Raw genomic sequence first — 19,715 nt, 5'->3', positions numbered from 1 at the left:
AAGGTCACGCTGCTTCGCGCCCAATCGGTTGTCGCCGAATGTAAGGCAGGATTGGCGGATCTGGAGCGGAGGCTTGAGCGTCGAGCGGTATCATCGCCGAGCGATGAACGCCAGCGAAACTCCGCGGCAAACAATTCAATACGTAACGCAGGACCGCGCAAATCGCGTCGATGATCCTGTTGAAGGGATGCGGCCCTTGAATTTCCGCGTCGATCATGGGGCCTCTGAAAGCTGCCGCCGCGCACGTTAACGGCGACAGGCTTTGTCACTGACCTGCCGAAGATCTCAAGACCCATGTTGTTGCGAGCCCGGCGGGCGGTGCGGCCCTGCCGATAGGCTCGGCTTTTAGTTGACCGCGGTGCATTGGCCAGGGGATGCGCGTAGAGTAGCACCACATACGGGGCGTATCGCCGCGTCTTTGGCTAGAGTCGCCGGTTGGGAGCTGCTCACGTATTTGTCCTGAATCGAATGTCAAAGAGCTCTCCACCTCGAGCCAGCCAGTTCGCTCGTTTTGCCCGTCTTCAAGGCGCTCAAATTACCGGTAGAACTGTCTGGCGGCGGCGCGAGGGGGGCGCGTTCACTGAAGCAATGGTCTGCTATGGCGCGGGGCAAGGCATGCGAGTGACGGGCGGTCCTGACCGCGGAAGCCGACCATGCCTCATCTGGCATAGCTTGGATGATGACGAGAATTGGGTGACTATGTCCGCAAGCGATCACAATGCGATGCTAAGGAGGGCGGGCAACGGCAGTCACCTAAGTTCGTGCGAACCCAGGAAGAACGGTTCCGGTGCGATGCGATCCGGTGCCGGCCGTAGCTCGTCAGCTTCTCGAAAGCTTCTCCGAATACCGAATAACTTGATCCTCGAGGGGAGGCTGGCATGGACGCGCACAAGTTCGATATATCCGCTCCAGACGATCAGCACACGCCTTTGAGTAGCGATTGGATGCGGCGCGCGGGGCCGATCCCGCTGGCCTTGCCCGAGACCCCGGCCCCAAACCGCCGCCGAATGTGTCGCGCGCGGATTTTGATTACATTCACGAGATGATGAGCGGTGTCAGTACTCGCCGAAAACTGTCACCGTTGACCGCTGAGAAGTATGTTCAAATGCTTTATGGCGTTATCTCCGGGAACGCGGGCAGTCGCTCGAAGCCAGCGATGATAATGCACTAAATCAGCTGACAATGTGTTCAAGGAGAACAAGCACGTAGGTATGGCTTTGCGGGCGCTTCAAGAACAGCGCGGAGGTTCATCAGCAGTCAGGGTCAGGCGCATGCGTGCCGCACCTTCGGCGGGGGCCGGGCGCATACCTGTTGCTCCTACTGAGCTTGATGCGCCGCTTATCGAAAGCACTGGGCGCCGGCGACCGTCCAGCATCATGACATGCCCTTCGCAAGCTGTCGAACAGTCTCGGCACGCGGGCGAGACGCTTGCCGGAACAGGATGATGCGCTGTACGAATATATAAAAGGAGCGTTCCCGAAGAACTGGAAGAGAATGACGACTTCGCTCTGGCACCGGCTAAGTGGCCGGGCTCAATCGAAGCGCAGCTGCTTGGGCAACGCTTAGCCCGAGCGTCCCGAATCGCGCGGGCGCTCGACGTCGAGCTTGCCGCCCTGAAAGCCGCTCCCCCGGTTCGTCCACGGACGTGTCGCTACAAATCTGGCGCCGCGCCTTGCTGGCTGAACGGTAGCTTCCGTGTCAGGTGACCGCGGGCGCTCCTGTCAGTTCTTGTAGTGCGGCTGCGATCCAACGTCGATGCGGCGGAAGCGTCCGGATTCACGCGCAGTTGAGATGCCGGAAATCCGGACCGGTCGGGCCCTTAATCATTGTGAGATCGGTGAGAAGCTGTTTGGATTTGGACTGTCGCAACGCTTCGTCTTTTTCGCGCATAGGAAAGATGTTACGGCGCGATCGCAAGATACAGGCCTTTGCTGCGTCTTATAAATGTCATCTTGCGCAGGCCAGTGACGCGCGCGGCGGCTCGATCGAGCCAGCGCTCAATACCAGACAAGGCACGCGGCAAGGACGCGCGTGACAAAGCACGAGCAGGTCGATGACAAAGCGTTTTCGCAACTGGGCCCTATTGTCCATACTCGCCTCGATGGCTGTCTGCCCAGCCGCAAAAGCGCAAGACCGCCGGACTATCGCCGAACCTGTTGCACCTCATGCGGTTTGCGATCGCCCTGTGCCTACCGGCAAGAACGATACATTTAGCCTACAGGACGCCATTGAACATTGCCCCGCTGGCGCTGCAGTTTATCTCGGGCGCGGCGAGTTTCGCTCAGGTCCACTCGAGATGAAATCGGGCGTGACCTTATGGGTCGGACGCGGTGCGACGCTGATCGCCATTCCCGACCCTGCTGCTTACGACAAGGGCCTTGGACAGTGTGGTCGCATTGCGGGCAAGGGCGACGGTTGCCGGCCATTCATCAGCTTTTCTAAAACGCGCGGCGGCGGACTCTACGGGGAGGGCATCATCGATGGTCAGGGCGGTGCAATTATGGGCGGCGGCACCGAAACCTGGTGGCAGCTGGCCCGCCGCGCGCAAGCCGAGGGCGGCAACCAGAACGCCCCGCGCTTGATCCAGATCGATCATGCGCAGGACATCACGTTCTCCGGTGTCACCTTGCGCAACGCCCCCAATTTCCATGTCGCGATGAACCGGGTCGAAGGTGCCACTTTCTGGGGCCTCACCATCGATTCACCGGCGTATGCGCGCAATACCGACGGCATCGCCCGCGGGGCGAGTCAGGATGTGACCATTACCCACAGCTTGATCCGCACGGGAGACGACAACGTCGCGATCAAGGCCGGCGACAATGGTTCAAGCAGCCATATCTCCATCATCGATAATTATTTCGGCTGGGGGCACGGCATGTCGATCGGCAGCGAGGTGAATTCCGGGGCTAGCGACATACTGGTGCGTAATCTGACGCTGGACGGTACGACGTCTGGCCTGCGCATCAAGAGCGATGTCAGTCGAGGCGGTCTGGTCCAGCGCGTGACTTATGAGAACGTGTGCCTGAGGGGCAACCGGTGGCCTGTAGCGTTCGATGCAAAATATGATCCGAGCGCACAAGGCACGAGGATTCCAGTCTATCGGCAGATCGTTCTGCGCCATGTGCATGGCGACACTGGTGTGTTGCTGATGCGCGGCGTAGACGAGGGACATGCCCTTGACGTGGCACTCGAGGATGTCCGATTTGCCAATTCCGCGACTTGGCAACTTGAACACGCGAACGTGACTGCAAATCACTCCGACGTATCGCCGCCGCTGCCGGGACGAGCTGCAGAATCGCTGCCGCGCGGATTGGAGGCATGTGCCAGGGCATTCCGCGACGGCAAGCGGTAAGCACGAGACGGGGCGCCGAACCCGGGTGGTGAGTTCCGCATCGGCGGCCTAAATCTCTGGTGTTGCTGAAGGTCAGCCTCATGTCCGGTACTTCGTTGGACGCGGCCGCCGGGTTTGCAGGGCCGAAATTGCGAGAGTTCGTGCAGGTTCTGGTTTGGCGAGGAAAATATGTTTGACCATGCACGGCGGTCATCTCGGCCGGATATCGACTATGTCGAGCGTGCCGCGAACTCAACGAAGAGTGAGATCACATGCGAATTTCCCTGCCCAACGCGCTTCTGGCCGGATGTTTCTGCATCTCGGCAGCGTACGGTCAGCCACTATTGGTGTCTCATGCCGAAAATGCAGACTATCACTCCGTGCAGCAAGCCATCGACGCGTTGCCGGCGGAAGGCGGAAAGGTCCGGATCGCGCCGGGCATCTATCGCGAGAAGGTCAAAATCGTCAAATCCGGTATTCATATCGAAGAGACTGGCAGGAAGCCTGAGGATACAGTCATCGTGTATCGCGACGGCGCGATTAAGGTTGGAGGAACCGCCCGTTCGGCGACGCTGGATGCTGCTGGCGATGACTTCCGGCTCGATAATCTGACCATCCAGAACGACTACGCCCTCAATCCGGCCAATCCCTCCTCGCAGGCGGTCGCGCTGTCCGTTACCGGAGACAGGGACGTCGTTACGCGCGTCCGCCTGCTCGGCGCCCAGGACACGCTGTATGCCGGCAAGGGACCAAACGGCAGAATGTCACGACAATACTTCTCGAACTGCTACATCGAAGGGCATGTCGATTTCGTATTTGGCAACGCCAAGGCCTGGTTCCGGCAATGTGAGTTGCACGGCATCGCCAATCAAGCGGTCGTCTTCACCGCTCAGAGCAAGGCAGCACCCGATGAGGACAGCGGCTATGTTTTTGATCATTGCACCCTAAGTGCCGACCCTGCCGCGCGCGATATCGCGCTTGGCCGCCCCTGGCGGTCCTACGCCACAGTGATCTTTCTATCGACAAAGATAGATGCACAGGTCATTCCGGAAGGCTGGCGCGAATGGGATCCGGGGAAGACCAACAACTTGAGCACGAGCTATTATGCCGAATATAGATCCTTCGGGGCCGGGGCTAACCCCTCAGGCCGCGAACCCTTACTCCCATCAACTGACAGATGCCGAAGCGGGGAGATGGTCGCTGAGAGTGTCCTTCGGGGGTGCCACAGATTGGCTGCCAATGGAATCCTATGGATGGAAGACAAAGCAACGCTGACGGTCAGGGAACGACCGCGATCCTCGGATGGATGACGGAGGTGCAGCAACCAAACTGCCGGGGGAGTGTGAGAGGCAGCGCTTCGGCTGTTACTCCCCGTTAGAATTGCTCGTTACGACTCCCGATCGTTCGCCGCGAACAACCTGATCCCGGGGCCACCGCTTCGGGCAAGACAACTCTGTCCAAGGCGCTGATTGCGGCCATCCCGCCGCATGAACGCCTCAGTACGATCGAAGACACCCCCGAGCTCGTCACTGCTTCCGGTTGCTCTACGCCAGGGACGGACAGGGCGCCGGCCAAGATCGGCCGCCGCGAACTCCTGGAATCGTCATTACGCATGCGGCCTGACCGTATCCTGTTGCAGGAACTACGCGACGGCAGCGCTTCCCTTATCTCCGGAATGTGAAATCAAGGGCACCAGGATCGATCACGACGGTACACGCGGACAGCGTCGCCTTGTCTTCGAACCGCTGACGTTATTGGTCAAGGAGAGTGCGTAGGGACGCTAGCGACGAGATCCGTTCGCTGCTACCACATCTCGCCGATTTGGTCGGTCCAAATGCAGAAGCGCAGGGCCGGTATGGCATTGCGGAAATCTGTCATGACTCTGTTCGCCAACGCGACCATGTCCGTTCGACCACGTCCGTTAAGACCGCCTCGGCACGGCCCTGGCGCTCTGAACCGGAGCTGTTTTCTGCTGGTCGCCTCGAACGTTCTGGTACTCGGGCTCGAGCTTCACAATGCACATGCGCAAACGCGCGGGGGATTTCGACATGCCCAATGTCGATGTGGCGACGTCACCATTGCAGATGGAAGGAAATGTTCGGATGTCTACCGCCCCGACGGCGCCCGTAGTCCTTGCCAAGCGTCGCGGACTTGGTGGTAGTGCACCTCGGGCAGGTAATCCGGCGTGTTCAGGTTCAGCGTCTTGACGTCGAGATGGCCGATGGCGCTGAGCAGCGTGTAGGAGGCGATCACGCGGTCCCGCTGCGCGCCGATCAGGCGGGCCTTGGCCTGGATCAAATCCGCTTGCGAGTTCAGAACGTCCACCGTCGTGCGCTGTCCGCCGGCCGCTTCGCGCTGCACGCCCTGCAACGCCACGGTCGCGGCGTTCACCTCGGACTCGGAGGCTGAGACCGCGACCTTGGCACCTTTATGAGCGACCCAGGCGCTGATCGCCGCCGTGTGCGCCTGGTTGCGCACCTGGTCGAGCACGAGCCGGCTCTGCGCCGTGATCTCCTTGGCCTGGCGGGCATGCGCGGCAGCTTGGCCGCCGTCGTAGATCGACGCCGTGACTTTGGCGACAATCGAGGCCTGGCCCTCGGCGGAGGTGCCGGGCGTAGGATCGTTGTTGCGGCTCTTGTTGGCGTTGCCCTGGATGGTCGCGCTGGGCAGCAGCGTGCCTTCGGCGATGCGGATGTTGGTGGAGGCGACGTCGACGTCGAAGCTGGCGGCCATCACCGCCGGATGCTGGCGGATCGCCATCGTCATGGCGTCCTCGCGGCTCTTCGGCAGATAGCGGTCCACGGCCTCGGCAGGCCTGAGCTGCGACGGCGCATTGCCGATCACCTGCGCATAGGTGGCCTGGCTGACCGCAAGCGCGACCTCGGCAGCGTTGAGATCGGCAAGGCCACGGTTGAGGCGGGCCTCGGCCTGGGCGGTGTCGGTCGGCGTGACGTCGCCGGCATTGAGCCGGCGCTGCGTGACGGAGAGCGTCTCGCGCAGGAAGGCGACGTTGGAGCGCTGCGCCTCGACCAGCGATTGGTTGGCGAGAACGTTCGTGTAGGCGGTGACCGCATCGAGCAGCACGCCCTGGCCGACATTGCGCAGCGCCTCGCGGCCCGACTGCACCTGGAGCTCGGCGGCCCGCACGCCGTTAGCGGTGCGGAAGCCGTTGAACAGGCTCTGCGTCACGGTGATGCCGATGATCCAGGGCTTCAGATTGCCGGTCTGGATGGTGTTGTCCGGCAACAGATTGCGCACCGATTGCAGGCCGGCGCTGAGGCTCGCCACGATCTGCGGCCGGTAGCCGGCCAGCGCCTGCGGCACGTTCTCGTCGGTGGCGCGTTGGCGCGCGCGCTCGGCATTGAGCTGCGGATTGGTCTGATAGGCTTTTGCCAATGCCTCCGGCAGGGCTTCGGCCGATGCCGCGGAGGGCAGGGCGCAAGAGAGCGCGCCCGAGAGCGCCAGCGTGGTCCATGTCGCAAGCATAGAACCCGCGCCCGATCGACGTCGCGTCAACCCGCGACCAGCTCTGGCGGTACGCCCAATCATGTAATCCCGCTTAACCCCGGCTGTCCGCCCCCGCCGACGATGGCCTCTTAACTGTTTAGCCAGCCGAGGTCTCGCAGGCAAACTGCCGCGGGGCAACCTCTTCGTATGACGGTCTGAGGCAAGCAGGGGATTTCGCTCCAAGCTTCGGTCCAAGCCTCAATACTCCCCTTGAGCGATATGGCCTTTCGGCAGCTCTGTTGATCGGTACCGGCGGGTCCAGCAAATCCCGCATTCTCAAACAAGAGGTGGAGGCGTTCGGCCAACAAGAGCGTCGTCGTCCGCGACCTATCCCGTCACTGAGCTAACCCAGAGAGCTTGAGGATCTCGGCGACAGCGCAGGAAGCTGCTCACCTGCTGCAGTCAACCTCGGATGTTTGAAATATCGCGTAAAGGCTGCTCCGCACATTCAGCGCGAGAGCAGGCCTTTGTCAGGGACTTGCTGCACCGGTTGTCGGTATTAAGACAATGCAACAAGCCTGACAGTGCGAAGTGCCTGCTGAGCCTACGATCCACTCCGGCACGCGATTTGCTCCGTTCACCGCATCATCGCAATCGCAACGCGATTTGTCTTTGAGGTGGAAACGGCACATTCGCTGTTCGCGTCTGGTCCGTTCCTACGGTTTGCGATGGCAATGACTTGGCGCTCGGTTGTGGACCGGCAAATGCAGGGAAGTGTTGAATGCGATTTAAGGCTCTTCTTCATCAGCAACAGTTGCGCTCAGCGCTAGCGGTGTAACCAAAGCGGCAGATCTTGAACAGGAGTGAAACTGCGAATGGCACTGTGGAGGGTCCGGAGGCTATATCTGACAGACATGTCGGTGGCGGGTGGGTTGAGGCTCCTCCACCAATCCTTGCGGACATTCGATCTATGGCAGTCGGTTCGAGTCCTACGGCGGCATAACGCGCACTGTCGCTCGGATATGGGCCTCATTTCTGCCTTGCGCTGCGCTGGCGCGCCTGGAAATGCGCGGTGCGCCTTCCCCGCCTAAGCTTGAAACTCGACAAAGAAGCGACGTGGAAACTGAATAATGCGTTATGAGCATCTCGGTTTACTTCCAAGGGTTTGAACGAGCGCGGCGTCAGGTTGTAAGCACACGAGAGAACGTCGGCGACGAGACCTTCAAAATGACGGACCCATTTGTCGCTCCGCATCTTGCGGAATCCACCGCGAGCGAGCTCGTAGAATTCATGTCAGGAAGAGCCAAGCCGCGCTCCGGACGTTCGCATGCGCTTTCGCGGCTTTGTTGGCCGCGCTGCTGCGCGCTGCGCAAGCTGGACCCGCGGTCGAGACTCAGAACTGGTCCTACAGTAAGAAATCAAATGGCACCGATGCAGTCGCGGTCGAAAAGTCGATCTCTCTGATCTGGGACACTCGGATCGGCGCCGACATGACTGTAGCGCGGGACCCTACCACAACATGGGATTTATTGGCTGAGAAGGCCGCTAATCGCGGCAGCGTGCTGCAATCCTCCGGCACCGCCTGGGCTGCAGCTACCGCTCCCGGCGCAGGCTCCATCTGGGATAAAGCCGTTGTGGGCGCGCGCTTCGATTCGGGCCAGCAGAGTAGCAAGATCAGTATCTCCATCATGAAGTCGGTGCCGCTGCGGAGGAATGATTTGCTGGCTCTGCAGATCGACGCCGATGTTGCAAAGAAACAGATGCCGCTTTTCAGGCTGCTGGGACATGTGACTCGTGACTTCGAAATCCATCACTCTGCAAAAGTCACATTCACCCGGATTGGCACGAGCTTTGTCGTTGGCGAGACCATCTCGACTACGGACGACAAATGGCTCCGCTACTTTGGGGCCGAGCAGACACTGTCCAACGCTATCACCATCTCCGGCGTCATCCGAGAGACCGCACAAGGCAGCACCGACATGAGTCTGACAGCAGGATTTAAGAGAAGCTGGTGAGGACGGATGAGTTCCTGCCCCAGCTGCTGGTGAGATGTTAGCGGGGCAGACCGAAGCCACCAAGGAGATAAGTGATTGGATTTGTTGGAACTCAGTCATCCACCCAGGAGTCAGTAGCAAGCCTCAAAGAAGTCGGTAACATCATTGGCCGAATCTCAGAGAATTTTCGGCCACCGCACTTGCTCTGGAAGCGCAAGGCGCTGCAAACCAGGAGTTGCCCGGAACGTGCAGCAGGCGGCAAACGGTGCGACCCCGGCCGGCCTAAAATGTCGCAGCAGCAAACTGCGGTACGGATCAGACGGGCACCGCGTCAACGCAGGTGCCTCCTGAAGCCAGGTCCCCTAGTTGAGGATAGCAATCGTCTGAGCTGGAAGTGCAGAAGGGTCTGGCGACGATTTTGGAACAGTGACTCGATCTCGGCCGAGGCAAGGCAGCAGCGGCTTCAGCATAGAGCCCCAGAGCCGCGATGGTGCTTTATCTCAACGGCGGCCAGCGGAGGCTTTTCGGCCGAGTAGCTGAAAACAAACGGCGGCAGGCGGTCCGAATGCCAAGTTCACGGCGCCCCTCTCAGATGCCTCGGCAGTCGGCGTCGAGCTGGTCATTGCGAAGCTTGACCGGTTCACCCACAAGCTGGATTGCTACGCTCATCAGTAGCAACCTGAGCAACTCTGAGGTTCTGCAGCGACACTCGTCAGCTCATCGAAAGGTAGGCCTGCTAACGGCAGAACGTTACGCTAAGCCCTTGGCCTCCTACCGGACTTATCTGGTCAACGAGAGGGAGCAAGCTCGCGCAGTATCGGTCCATTCGCCACGGTCCGGCTCGTGTGAACCTGTACCCACTTAAGTCGGGCGGGAGCCGCAGAGCACGTGCACCGGCGGTCGAATGATCATTGCGCTGCGTAACCACCTGCTTCGCGGGCTTCAGAAGCGGGCGCATTCTTGTTCTGACGGTGGAGAAATTGATGAACACGGGACAGGCGCAGTGGAGTGCAGGTTCTTCCTCGGCGCCCTCTGAAGACGCGGACCAGGAAAGCTACCGCGGCGGCTTCAATCGAGCCGTGGCGAATTTGGTCGAAACCTTGACAGGGTATCGGACCCCAGCCTCCGCGCGCGCGCAGATCCTGGACAATTGGGTTGCCGAAGAGGGGCAGGGCGAAGCCGAGAATAGGCGGCAGGGACGCAGACGAATCAGGAATTCGGATAACACAAGCTCGCACTCGCTGGATTTGTCCTCGCTCTCGCTGACCGCTCTGCCTGCCGCGATGCCGCCAAGGTTGCTGGAGGTGCGCGCCAGGCACAACGAGCTAAGCAGCCTGCCGGCTATATTCCCACCCGGGCTCCGGCATCTTCTCATTAGCCATAATCGCTTGATCAGTTTGCCGGACGATCTTCCGGCGACTCTCTCTGAGCTGGAGGTCGCTGACAACAGCTTGACCAGTCTGCCGGCGAACCTTCCGGCCGGCCTCTCGATACTGAACGCAAACGACAACCGGCTAACCAGCTTGCCGGACACTCTCCCGAGCGACCTGACCTTGCTTGCGGTTAGTGGCAATCAGCTGACCGAGCTTCCCGCGTCCCTCCCATCGGGTCTCATTGAACTCGATGTCAGCAGCAATCAATTGACCAACGTCCCCGAGTCCCTTCCGAGCTGGCTTCAGTCGCTCAATCTCAGCGGTAACCGGCTGATCAGCCTGCCCGAGGATCTCTTATCGGGGAGTTTTAGCTATCCTCATTTGGAGAACCTCGAGTTCGGCGATAACCCATTCCCCGACGAGGTCCGCGCTCACCTCGCGGCACCGCATCTTGAGCAGCGGCCACTGTACGAGGCTGCCGCGCACTGGCTGGGGGACGATCCGGCGGCACTGGCCACGTGGCAGCACTTTGCGGATGAGCCCGGCGCCCAAGACTACGCACAGTTCCTGGAGAGGCTACGAGGCACCGTGAACTACGGCAATGTCGAGTTTCGGCGGGCAGTCGCTGATGATCTGCGGCAGGCCGCGGCAAATCCGAAACTGCGCGAACAGTTTTTCACACAGGCTTCCGAGGCCAACGCGAGCTGCGAGGATCGTGTCACCTTGCACTGGAACGGTATGCAGACCGCGCTCCTTAACGCTGACGTCGAGAACGGGGTGTACGACGACCGTCTTGGTGAACTGATCCAGCGCGGCCGCGTTGCGTTCCGCCTGGAGGCGCTGGACGGGATCGCGCGCGACAGGGTCGACTCGCTCGCCAGCGGCAACCCGAACGTAGACGACATCGAAGTTTACCTCGCCTATCAACATCGGCTGCGCGAGCCGCTGGAGCTCAGTCATCTAGCCCCTGACATGCGCTTCCTGTCGGTCTCTCACGTAAGCGAGGATGATGCGACGGAGGCGCTCGACCTGATCCGGGAGCGGGAAGGACGCCAGCTCGCCGACTACATGGCAACCCGCTGGCAACCCTGGGAGACGGTGCTGAGGCGCATCGCTCCGGACGAATATGAAGCGATGCAAGACCGGCTCGTGGAGGCCATGGGCGAAGAGTTTCAAATCCGCTTGGATCAGCGACTGGCCGACCATAATCTTATAGGCGATTCGGATGCCGAGCGGGTGCTCGGAGCCAAAGTCCGAAACGAGATCGCTGGCGAGATCAAACGCAAGGTCATGCACCGTGTGCTTGCGGAGCGTGGCCTCGAATTATGAGTAGCCGCCGAAAGAACAAGTCGCTCGCGCATTAAGAGCGAGTCATGCGAAGATGCATCTGAACGGATAGTCGGTGCGCGCCTAGAAAAACGTTCTCGTGCGAGCTCGGTTCGGCGCGTGCGGAAGAATGTTTTGCTAAAGAATGAAATAGGCGGCGCCGGTGAGCGAGCGGCGTTTTTGATTGAAGTACCGCGTGATGTCAGCGAGCGTCATCGCCTTGAACGCGCGATCCATGCAGCCGAAGCCAAGGGCAGCCTGATGCCGAATCGAACATCCATGGATGCGCGTTGATCTCGTCGGCGACGTCGTTCTTTGCGCATGCCTTCAGCATCGACGTCGATCTCGTAGCCCGGCCTGCGATGAAGCTGTCGACAGGTCAGAGATCCTCGCGCAAGCCCTTGGAAGGGTGCCGGACTTTCCTTCCGCGGACTTTGCGCGGTATTCGATCTCGGCGAGAAGCTTAAGGCGCCGCAGCGTTCGCGGGCATCATGTGCGATCCGGGAGAGCCGGGCTCAAGTCGATCGGCGTGCTGCCGGTGGCCTCTCCAAGGCAAGAAGGGCAAGGTCTCGACCAAAGCTAGTTCGAAGCGGCGCTGCGCCTGCAGTCGAAGCCTCACGAAGAGGTCGTCCCGGAGAAGCGGGAGAACCACGAGGTCTCGTAGAGGAACAAAGAGGAGGCCGTCGCCGTGGTCAAGAGCGGGCTGACGCCGCACCACGTCGCGCAACGCATGGGCGTGTACCATCGCGTCGATGGCGAAACAGAATTCGACGTGACGGCCCGGGTTAGGCCGGCAGGAAAGTTCGAGCCCTATGCCGACGCGATCGTCTCGATGATTGAGGCCGATACGGCGCGCAGCACGCACGCGCTATAGAAGGATTTCAACAAGGCTCATGGCCTGGAGGTGGCTCACACGAGCTTCTCGAGCTTCGTTGCGGAGATCGGATTTCGCGCGATCCTGCGACCGGTCAGTTCCGGCGAGTACGACCAGCATAATCCCGATTCGGGCGATCGGCAGTATGATCAGCGGGATCGGCAGCCGCATGATCAGCATGCCGATCATCAGATGAGGCATGCCGCCGACGCCGATGATCAGCAGCAGCACCGGCATGCCGATCGCCGCTGTGCTTGGCCGGGGGCTCGTCGACATGTCGAGCAGACGGCTACGGCGTTGTCGATGCCGTCGGCTTCGCAATTGAGACGCGCGCCAGAAGACCTTCCTTGCCTCCCGTGAGCCCGTACTCCTCTGCCGGCTTGCGATCGAGTTTGGCCGCTTCGGCTACGCCCTTCGAAAGCATGGCGAAGGTGTCGTCCGAAAGGCGCAGGGCGCCAACGCCGAGCCGTCGTCGCCATCTGGCTCCGCGTTCCCATGCTTCCATCCAGGCAAAACCCAGGTCGCTGCTACGCTTGACGGCATCGAATGCCTGAATGAGTGCGCCAGCCTGGTTGATGTCCTTCTTGGCCTTGTCCGCAAAGAAGACGTTCCGTTTGGTTGCGATGATCAACTTGTGGACAGCGTAGCGCTCTGGCGCTGGCACAAGAACCGGCACGCCGGCGTCGTGCAAGACCACGGAGCGGATCGGCTCATTGATCAGGTAGTCCAGGTACCGCAACACCTGTGCCCCCACGGATGGTCCCAATGAAGGCATCTGCGTCAATCTGGAGGAATAGTCCTCATCGCCGCGGTGTGGCGTAAGGAATTCGACCTTGAAGCCGGTTGCATTGGCAAAACCGCTGAACAGCTTGGTTTCGTCGGGGGAGAACGAGGGGGCGAATGTCGGATCGACCTTTTTCAGGATCTTTTCGATGTCAGGCATGCTGTCATCGATCGAAATCGAGATGCCGTAGAACTTCGCGATGTCCATATCCTCGGTCGTCACGAGTTCGTCGGGCAACTTGACGCCGAGAACGCCGCTGTATGTCTGATAGGCCATCGAACCGACGAGCGTGGCACGAAGCCGGAAGAGTCCCGCGCGCGCGAGTTCGTTGACGACAAGACCTTCCATGTGGGGAGGGGCAGGGCAGCCGGCTCGCCTCAACTTCGCTGCCAGCTCGCGACGCGCGCGATAGCCAATCTTGGTGCGCTGGAAAGCTTCGGCGCGTTTGGCTATCTCGCGATCATCAGCCGGACCGACATATTTGAGGGCCGTCTTCGTCGGTCCCTCGCTGCCGGAGGGTTGGTAGGCCTTGTAGTAATAGTATTCGCGATTGGCTCGCTTCTGTTTGAGAAAGGTCCCGTTTTCCCGGAAGTTCTCGTCGAAATCGGCGTCGGTCGCCTTCTGTACCAGGTCGGAGAACATGACCTGCTCAATGTGTGAGAACTGCTTCATAGGTGTTGTTACCATTTCGGCGAAGTAGTCTTGTATCCACGCTGCCAAACGGTAACAAAATAATTGTGTCCTTTTTGGCAAAATGGTAACAATAATAAATCAGGATCTTGCGTCCGAATTGTTCCGGAACTCTCTCAGAGCCAGACCCACTCCGATGCGATTTTCGCAGCCTCGACACCGTTCGGGCTGGAAAGCTATATCAGAACATACTAAGAACCATTCTTCCGATTGTATTTTCGACGGTCACACTCGACAATATAGTCCGGCAGAGTTTAGGCGGGGCCCTCGGGATGAAGTCGGTCCAAGGAGCGTTCATTGACCTTGTTCCGCCACCTGCACGACGACGCGTTTCTGGCCTTTTCGCGCGATCACAAGCACCTGTACGCGGCGTGTCTGCTCGATCTTCACGAGCGCTTTTTTTCGGGCGCGCCGGCGTTTCCGACGCCGCCGCAGGTCGTGCACGCCATCTACGACATCATGCGGGCCAATCCCACGATGTGGGCCGAGAGCGATGATTTCGGCAGCCTGCCGGAGATGATTTCGGCGGGGCGCCGCCGCATCCGGAAGGCGGATGTCGCGCTCGCCTCTGAGAAGGGCGACAAAGCGCTCGGCCTGGCACGGCAGCTCTACGCGCGGCTACTCGCCTGGGGATGGCTTGAGGAGGAGGAATATGGCCTGCGCGTCACCGTGGACATGGCGATGGGGCCTCTCCTGGTCATCCAGCGCTTGGCGAGCCTCAACAAGGATCTTTCGCAACGGTTCGGCGGACTGATCGTGCAGATACGCCTCAATCTCGAGGCCGTCGAAAAGCTCACGCCCGAGATCACCGACCGCAAGCAGCGCGAGGCCGCACTCGCCGTCCGTGAGGCGCGCAACCAGGCTGACCAGTTCACCAAAAGCCTGCGGGCAATTCTCGCCGACCTCAAGCGCATCCGCCGGACGGTGATGGAATCGAAAACCGTGGGCACTCGCCTGGAGGCCTTCTTCGAAGAGTTTGTCGACCAGCTCCTATTGAAGGATTTCGAGTCCATTCTGACCGTCAACCATCCGTACCGGTTCCGCGACGCCATCGTCGACCTCGCGCGCAGAATCTCCTACACGCCGGCCACCATGCAGGTGCTGGCCGAGGAGTACGTCTCCGCCAGCATGGCGTCCGACGTCGAAGACGGCCACACGGCCGCGGCCGACGACCTGCTGGCCATCGAGAACATCTTCGAACAGATCGGCGAGATGTTCGATCGGATCGAGACCTTCCGGCGGCAATTGGAGGCCCGCGTCCGCAACACCATCAAGTACGCGGAGCGCGGCGCACAAGGTCTGGTGGGCCGCGCCGGCGACCTCGTCCGTCGTCTCGACGCGCTGTTGCGAGACGGACGTCATGAGCGTGCTACCGTCGAGTGGAGCGTCGAGCCGCTTCGTTCTCCCTGGTCGGAGCACCACCAGGCACCGAGCCGCCAGCCGCGCCGGCCCGTCGAGGCGAGGGAGCTTTCGGCGCCGCCTTCGGATCCGCTCTATGAGCTGAGGAAGCAACTCCGGCTCGAATACATCGCGCGCATCGCGCCGCGGCCGGAGGACGTCCGAACGTTTCTCGAGGGTCAGGTCCCGCCGTTCGGAACGAGGGAGGCGCGCTTCTTCGAAATCGGGACGGTCGACGACTTCCTCGCGTTCGACTGCGCTCGCCGGTACGCCCTGACCGGCGAAGTGCCGGCGCAGATTGCCGGAAACTTCGAACTCGAACCGTCGCCCGACACGCCGCCGCACGACAGCGAGTGGCTGCGATGCGCGAATTTCGTGATCCGTCGTCGCGGTCTTGGCAGCGGCTCTGGCAAGGGAGCGACGCATGCTTAGCGAATTCGAGAACATCGAGCGCTCCGCCGGCGCCGACAAGGCCGCCGATCTGCGCAAGGCGCTGCACTTCCTGCTCCGCCGGCAGTTCGTGTTCGCGGGCGATCCTCGGACCGGCACCGTCTACAACTCGATCATGGACGGCCGCTTCCGCGACGCGGTCGACGGCTTTTTCGATACCTGCGGTTACCGCGTCCACCGCGATCCGGAGGCGCAGTGGGCGGGCATCGTCGCCATGGACGAGGACGTGCCTCTGCCGCGGATGAAATTGGACGAAACCATCGTGATGCTCGTCCTCGCCGCCTACTGGCAGCAGGAGATCAACGCGGGCGCGATGGAAGACCGCGCAATCGTGGTCGCCACCCTAAACGATCTGTTCGACCGCTATCGTGAGATGGTGCAGCCCAACGGCGGCAGCGCCATCTCGAGTCAGCGCTTCCGCGACATCCTCAAGGAGGCGGCGCAGCGCAGCCTGGTGGAGATCGGCGACTTTGACAACGAGCAGCAGGATTGCGAGGTCCGGATCCGACCTATGATCAAGCTGATCAGCGGTGGTGATGCCCTGCAGCGGCTGGAGCGATACGTCCGTAGCGAGGAGGTCCGCTTTCCGCAAGGCGCGGGAGATCAGGCATGATGGAGCTGCGGCATCTCGCCATGGTGAACTGGCACCTGTTCGACGTCGCCGACATCGCCGTTGCCGGACACATCGGCGTGCTGGGCGAGAATCGGTCGGGCAAGTCGACGATCCTGGACATGGCCCAGGTCGTTCTCACCGGCGGCAACCGCCGCTTTCTGCGCCTGAACGCGGTCGCCGGCGACAGCGGAAAGTCCCGCAGCGGATCCAAGCGCAGTGTCGTCGACTACTGCCTCGGCACGCTCGGCGAAGACCAGCGCCGCCGAGACGAGGCTCGAACCTACATCGCGCTCGGATTCGAGGATACCGACGGGGACCGGCCTCCGGTCACGATCGGCATGGCTCTCGAGGCGCGGAAATCCGACAGCAAGGAAACCGTGCTCGCGCTCTTCGTCTCCGTCGGTGCGGTCCTGACCGCGAAGGACTTCATCGAGTGCAAGGGCGCGCAGCAGTTCCCGGCGCATTGGGAGGACGTGCGTGCGCGGATCGTGTCCGCGGTGGGCGAGGCGAATTTCGTCAATCACCGGGACCGGGCCGGAGACTACGTGCGCGAATATATGCGTCATCTGGTGCCGCATGCGCCCTTCGGCGAGCAGAACGCGAGCGCTTTGCAGAAGTCCATCGTGAACGCGATGACCCTCGACCACAATCAGACCGCCACCCAGTTCGTCCGGGACTACATCCTCGAGGATAGCCGCATCGGTATCAAGGAGCTGCGCGAGTCCATTCAGACCTACCGCAATATCAGCGAGACGATCCGCAAGATGCGGGAGAAGCTCGACGCGCTGAAGGCGCTGCGGGCGATCCTGGCCAGCCTCGAGGAGACTCTGGAGACCAGGTTCCGCGAGGAGTGGATCGCCAAGCGGGCCAATTGGCTTGCGGCAAGGGCGACTAATCGCGATCTGAGAATCAGACTGCGCGATGAGCAGGCGCAGCGCACTGCGGCGACCGCCGAGCTCGCCGACATCGACGAGGACGTCAAGGCCATCGAGAAAGAGATCGATCGTCTCACGACGGCGATTGCCGAACATGACGCCAAGACGGGCCGCAAGGAACTGTCGCAGACCGCTGCGGTGGCCGAGCAGGCCGCGCAGCGCGCCCTCTCCGCCTTCAGGAGCCGGGTGGAAAGCATCCGGCGGCTTCGTCCGCTGCTTGCGATGTACGGCTGCGGGTTCGACGGGTTCATTCCCACAGTCGAGAGGCTCGTTGGCGAAGCCAAAACTGCGGAAATCGGCGCCGCGTCCGACGGGCTCTCGGCGGCCGAGCAGGCGTTCGTGTCGTCGGCTCCGGCATGGTCGGCCAAGGTAGACGAGGCGAGGCAGGCGATCATGGCCGAAGCGTCTCGGCTGCGCGCGCAGCGCGGCGAACTGCTCGAACGCATCCGACAGCACGACTCCGGAGGTGTGCGCGCACACCTTGAACCGGACACCGAACGGCTGTGCCACAGGCTCCGCCAAAAGGGCATGGCGCCGCGGGTGCTCTGCGAACTGATCGAGGTCGCGGATCCAGAATGGGCGGGAGCCGCCGAGGCACTCCTCGGCCGCGACAGGGACGCGGTGTTCGTTGACAGGCCGGACATCGGTGCGGCGACCTCGATCTTCAAGGAGGGGCGCCGCGAGTTTCGGCACACCTCGCTGGTCAGCCTAAACAAGCTGGAGCAATTCAGGGCCAAGCCGGACCGTGGAACTTTTCCTTCGATCTTCCGTACGGATGATCCTGACGCGTTGTCGTTCATCATGCGGCGCTACGGCTCCGTGCGCCTGGCCGATACGCTCGAACAATTCAACAAGCCGGGCAGGGCCGTCATGAAGGACGGCCTCTACGATGACGGCCTGGTGCGGACCCACCGTTCGATCGATCCCTCGCAGCACAAGATCGGCAAGGTGGCCCAGGCGAACGCGCTGAGAGCGCTGCAGGACCAAGCGGACGCACTTGAGGACGCCCTTGCGCAGAAGGCGAGGGAGGCTGAGGCGGCCGATGGCGCCTTCGTGGCCCTGAACTCTCTTTGCGCTGATGGGGGAGCCGGTCTGAGAGACTGCGCGATAGCCTTCTCCGCCGCGCAGGCCGAGAAGATCGATGCGCAGGCAAGATTGTCGGCGCTGGACGGGGCCGGCGATGGCGGACTTCGCGCCAAGAAGAAGGCTCAGCTCGACCTGAAGGAGCGCCGCCGCATCGAGCGGGAAACGCAGCAGAAGGCCTTCAACAAGCACAATGGTGAGGTGCGGCTCATTGAGGGCAAGCTCGGCGACGGCGAGAATGTGCCCGGCTCCGAGCTCAACTTGAGGGTCGTCCGCTCGATTTTCCTCAAGAACCGGCCGCTCTACGCCGCGAGCAAAGGGCGGGCGGCGTACCGGTCCCGCCTCGATGGGCGCGCGCAGAGGAGCGAAGCGGAGAAGCATCGTTCCATCGCCGAGAAGGCGCTGCAGGATGTGGAGGCGTCGGATGTGGAGCGCAAACGCATCGAGCGCCAGGTACGGGAATTCCTGGACGGATACTTCGAAGAATTCGGCACGAGCTCCCAAGTCGGCATCGAAAGCGAACCGCTCCAAGAGGTAAAGCCTTGGATGGAGCAGTTGATCGATGACATCGAATCCAACGAGCTGCGCAGGTACGAACGTCAGGCGCGCGAGGCCGCCGAGAAGGCTTCGACGCTGCTCCGCGGAGAATTCATCAATGCGTTGACGTCCCGGATCGGAAAGATGGAACGGGACCTGCAGTCGCTCAACCGTAGCCTCCAGTCCCATCCCTTCCACAACGAGCGCTATTCGTTCCATCGCACCCAGGTCGTAGAATTCCAACCGATCCTCAAGATCATCGAGATCGGCAAGACCTCTCCGGAGGCGCTGGACATGCTCTTCCGGGGCGACGTGCCCGACGACTTCCCTCACAAGGACACGATCAAGGCGCTGGAGGCTTTGCTCGAGGATCCCGAGAAGGACTTCACCCAGTTCGAAGACTACCGGAATTTCTACACCTTCGAGATTCACATGGAGGACGTGGCGACCGGTCGCTCGACCCGATGGGAGCAACGTCGTGGCACCGGCTCCGGCGCGGAGCAGCAGGTGCCGATCTACGTCGCTATCGGGGCTTCACTCGCCGCGGTCTACGGCAGTGCCGAGCGGCGCGCCGGAAAGCCGTCCGGCTTCGCGCTCGCGATGTTCGACGAGGCGTTCTCCAAGATGGACGGTCGAAATCAGCGCCAGATGATGGCGTTCTACAAGAAGCTCGGCCTGCAGTTCGTGATCGCGGCGCCGTTCGAGAAGCGGGTGGCGGTGCTGGAGCACATGGACACGATCGTGGAAGTCGACCGGATCGGCGAGCAGTCGAGGGCGACCGTGGTTTCGCTGAAGGAAAAGGCCAAATGCGAACTCATGGCGATCGATCCTGACCTCATGTCCGACCAGGATCTCGCTGCGCGACTCGCCGCCGAGTAAT

Annotated in this window: 12 protein-coding genes; 9 read left to right on the top strand and 3 right to left on the bottom strand. The window is 61.4% G+C overall.

Annotated features, from left to right (window positions below; all coding sequences use genetic code 11):
• Positions 1-2,053 precede the first annotated feature (2,053 nt).
• The 3 genes from N2605_RS25690 (at position 2,054) to N2605_RS25680 (ending at position 5,012) form a co-directional block, all read left to right on the top strand.
• On the top strand, positions 2,054-3,352 hold the full coding sequence (locus N2605_RS25690; protein WP_260343546.1) for a glycoside hydrolase family 28 protein: 1,299 nt from the start codon (positions 2,054-2,056) through the stop codon (positions 3,350-3,352).
• Between the two features lie 251 nt (positions 3,353-3,603).
• On the top strand, positions 3,604-4,641 hold the full coding sequence (locus tag N2605_RS25685) for a pectinesterase family protein (protein WP_260343545.1): 1,038 nt from the start codon (positions 3,604-3,606) through the stop codon (positions 4,639-4,641).
• Between the two features lie 89 nt (positions 4,642-4,730).
• Complete coding sequence (locus N2605_RS25680) at positions 4,731-5,012, top strand: ATPase, T2SS/T4P/T4SS family (RefSeq protein WP_425248865.1); 282 nt, start codon at positions 4,731-4,733, stop codon at positions 5,010-5,012.
• A gap of 425 nt (positions 5,013-5,437) precedes the next feature.
• Here the strand turns inward: N2605_RS25680 and N2605_RS25675 are convergent, their stop codons facing one another.
• On the bottom strand, positions 5,438-6,880 hold the full coding sequence (locus tag N2605_RS25675; RefSeq protein WP_260343544.1) for a TolC family outer membrane protein: 1,443 nt from the start codon (positions 6,878-6,880) through the stop codon (positions 5,438-5,440).
• 1,244 nt (positions 6,881-8,124) lie between these two features.
• On the opposite strand from N2605_RS25675, the gene N2605_RS25670 reads away from it, so the two are divergent.
• From N2605_RS25670 to N2605_RS25660, 3 genes are all read left to right on the top strand, one after another.
• Entirely contained in the window at positions 8,125-8,793 is a 669-nt protein-coding gene (locus tag N2605_RS25670; RefSeq protein WP_156447336.1) for a hypothetical protein, read from the top strand.
• A 962-nt stretch (positions 8,794-9,755) separates the two neighbouring features.
• Positions 9,756-11,474, top strand: a complete 1,719-nt coding sequence (gene nopM, locus N2605_RS25665; protein WP_260343543.1) for a T3SS effector NEL-type E3 ubiquitin ligase NopM — start codon at positions 9,756-9,758, stop codon at positions 11,472-11,474.
• Positions 11,475-12,159: 685 nt separating this feature from the next.
• Positions 12,160-12,345 (top strand): hypothetical protein, encoded by a 186-nt coding sequence (locus N2605_RS25660; RefSeq protein ID WP_260343542.1) that lies wholly within the window; start codon positions 12,160-12,162, stop codon positions 12,343-12,345.
• Here N2605_RS25660 and N2605_RS25655 read toward each other — a convergent pair.
• Entirely contained in the window at positions 12,340-12,582 is a 243-nt protein-coding gene (locus N2605_RS25655) for a hypothetical protein (protein WP_260343541.1), read from the bottom strand. The genes N2605_RS25660 and N2605_RS25655 overlap by 6 nt on opposite strands.
• Before the next feature lie 52 nt (positions 12,583-12,634).
• Complete coding sequence (locus N2605_RS25650) at positions 12,635-13,771, bottom strand: GSU2403 family nucleotidyltransferase fold protein (protein WP_260343540.1); 1,137 nt, start codon at positions 13,769-13,771, stop codon at positions 12,635-12,637.
• 345 nt (positions 13,772-14,116) lie between these two features.
• Here N2605_RS25650 and N2605_RS25645 point away from each other — a divergent pair, with 345 nt between their 5' ends.
• Genes N2605_RS25645 through N2605_RS25635 form a run of 3 tightly spaced genes read left to right on the top strand, consistent with a single transcriptional unit; the run spans position 14,117 to position 19,714 of the window.
• Positions 14,117-15,649: a Wadjet anti-phage system protein JetA family protein gene (locus N2605_RS25645; protein ID WP_260343539.1), complete on the top strand. Its 1,533-nt coding sequence runs from the start codon at positions 14,117-14,119 to the stop codon at positions 15,647-15,649.
• Entirely contained in the window at positions 15,642-16,280 is a 639-nt protein-coding gene (locus tag N2605_RS25640; RefSeq protein ID WP_260343538.1) for a DUF4194 domain-containing protein, read from the top strand. The genes N2605_RS25645 and N2605_RS25640 overlap by 8 nt, the downstream gene beginning before the upstream one ends.
• Positions 16,277-19,714 carry an SbcC/MukB-like Walker B domain-containing protein gene (locus tag N2605_RS25635; protein WP_260343536.1) on the top strand — a complete coding sequence of 1,146 codons (3,438 nt, stop codon included), beginning with the start codon at positions 16,277-16,279 and terminating at the stop codon, positions 19,712-19,714. Before N2605_RS25640 ends, N2605_RS25635 begins: the two co-directional genes overlap by 4 nt.
• The last annotated feature ends 1 nt before the right edge of the window (position 19,715 follow it).

Source organism: Bradyrhizobium yuanmingense (assembly GCF_025200905.1).
GTDB classification, from domain to species: Bacteria; Pseudomonadota; Alphaproteobacteria; order Rhizobiales; family Xanthobacteraceae; genus Bradyrhizobium; species Bradyrhizobium yuanmingense.
The sequence above is the reverse complement of the archived record's forward strand: the minus strand, read 5'-3'. Positions and strand labels throughout refer to the sequence as shown.

Coding starts and splice junctions, on each gene's coding strand:
- nopM (WP_260343543.1), top strand. CDS start 9,756: ATGAACACGGGACAGGCGCAGTGGAGTGCAGGTTCTTCCTCGGCGCCC.
- N2605_RS25655 (WP_260343541.1), bottom strand. CDS start 12,582: ATGCCGGTGCTGCTGCTGATCATCGGCGTCGGCGGCATGCCTCATCTG.
- N2605_RS25685 (WP_260343545.1), top strand. CDS start 3,604: ATGCGAATTTCCCTGCCCAACGCGCTTCTGGCCGGATGTTTCTGCATC.
- N2605_RS25650 (WP_260343540.1), bottom strand. CDS start 13,771: ATGTTCTCCGACCTGGTACAGAAGGCGACCGACGCCGATTTCGACGAG.
- N2605_RS25675 (WP_260343544.1), bottom strand. CDS start 6,880: ATGATTGGGCGTACCGCCAGAGCTGGTCGCGGGTTGACGCGACGTCGA.
- N2605_RS25635 (WP_260343536.1), top strand. CDS start 16,277: ATGATGGAGCTGCGGCATCTCGCCATGGTGAACTGGCACCTGTTCGAC.
- N2605_RS25640 (WP_260343538.1), top strand. CDS start 15,642: ATGCTTAGCGAATTCGAGAACATCGAGCGCTCCGCCGGCGCCGACAAG.
- N2605_RS25690 (WP_260343546.1), top strand. CDS start 2,054: ATGACAAAGCGTTTTCGCAACTGGGCCCTATTGTCCATACTCGCCTCG.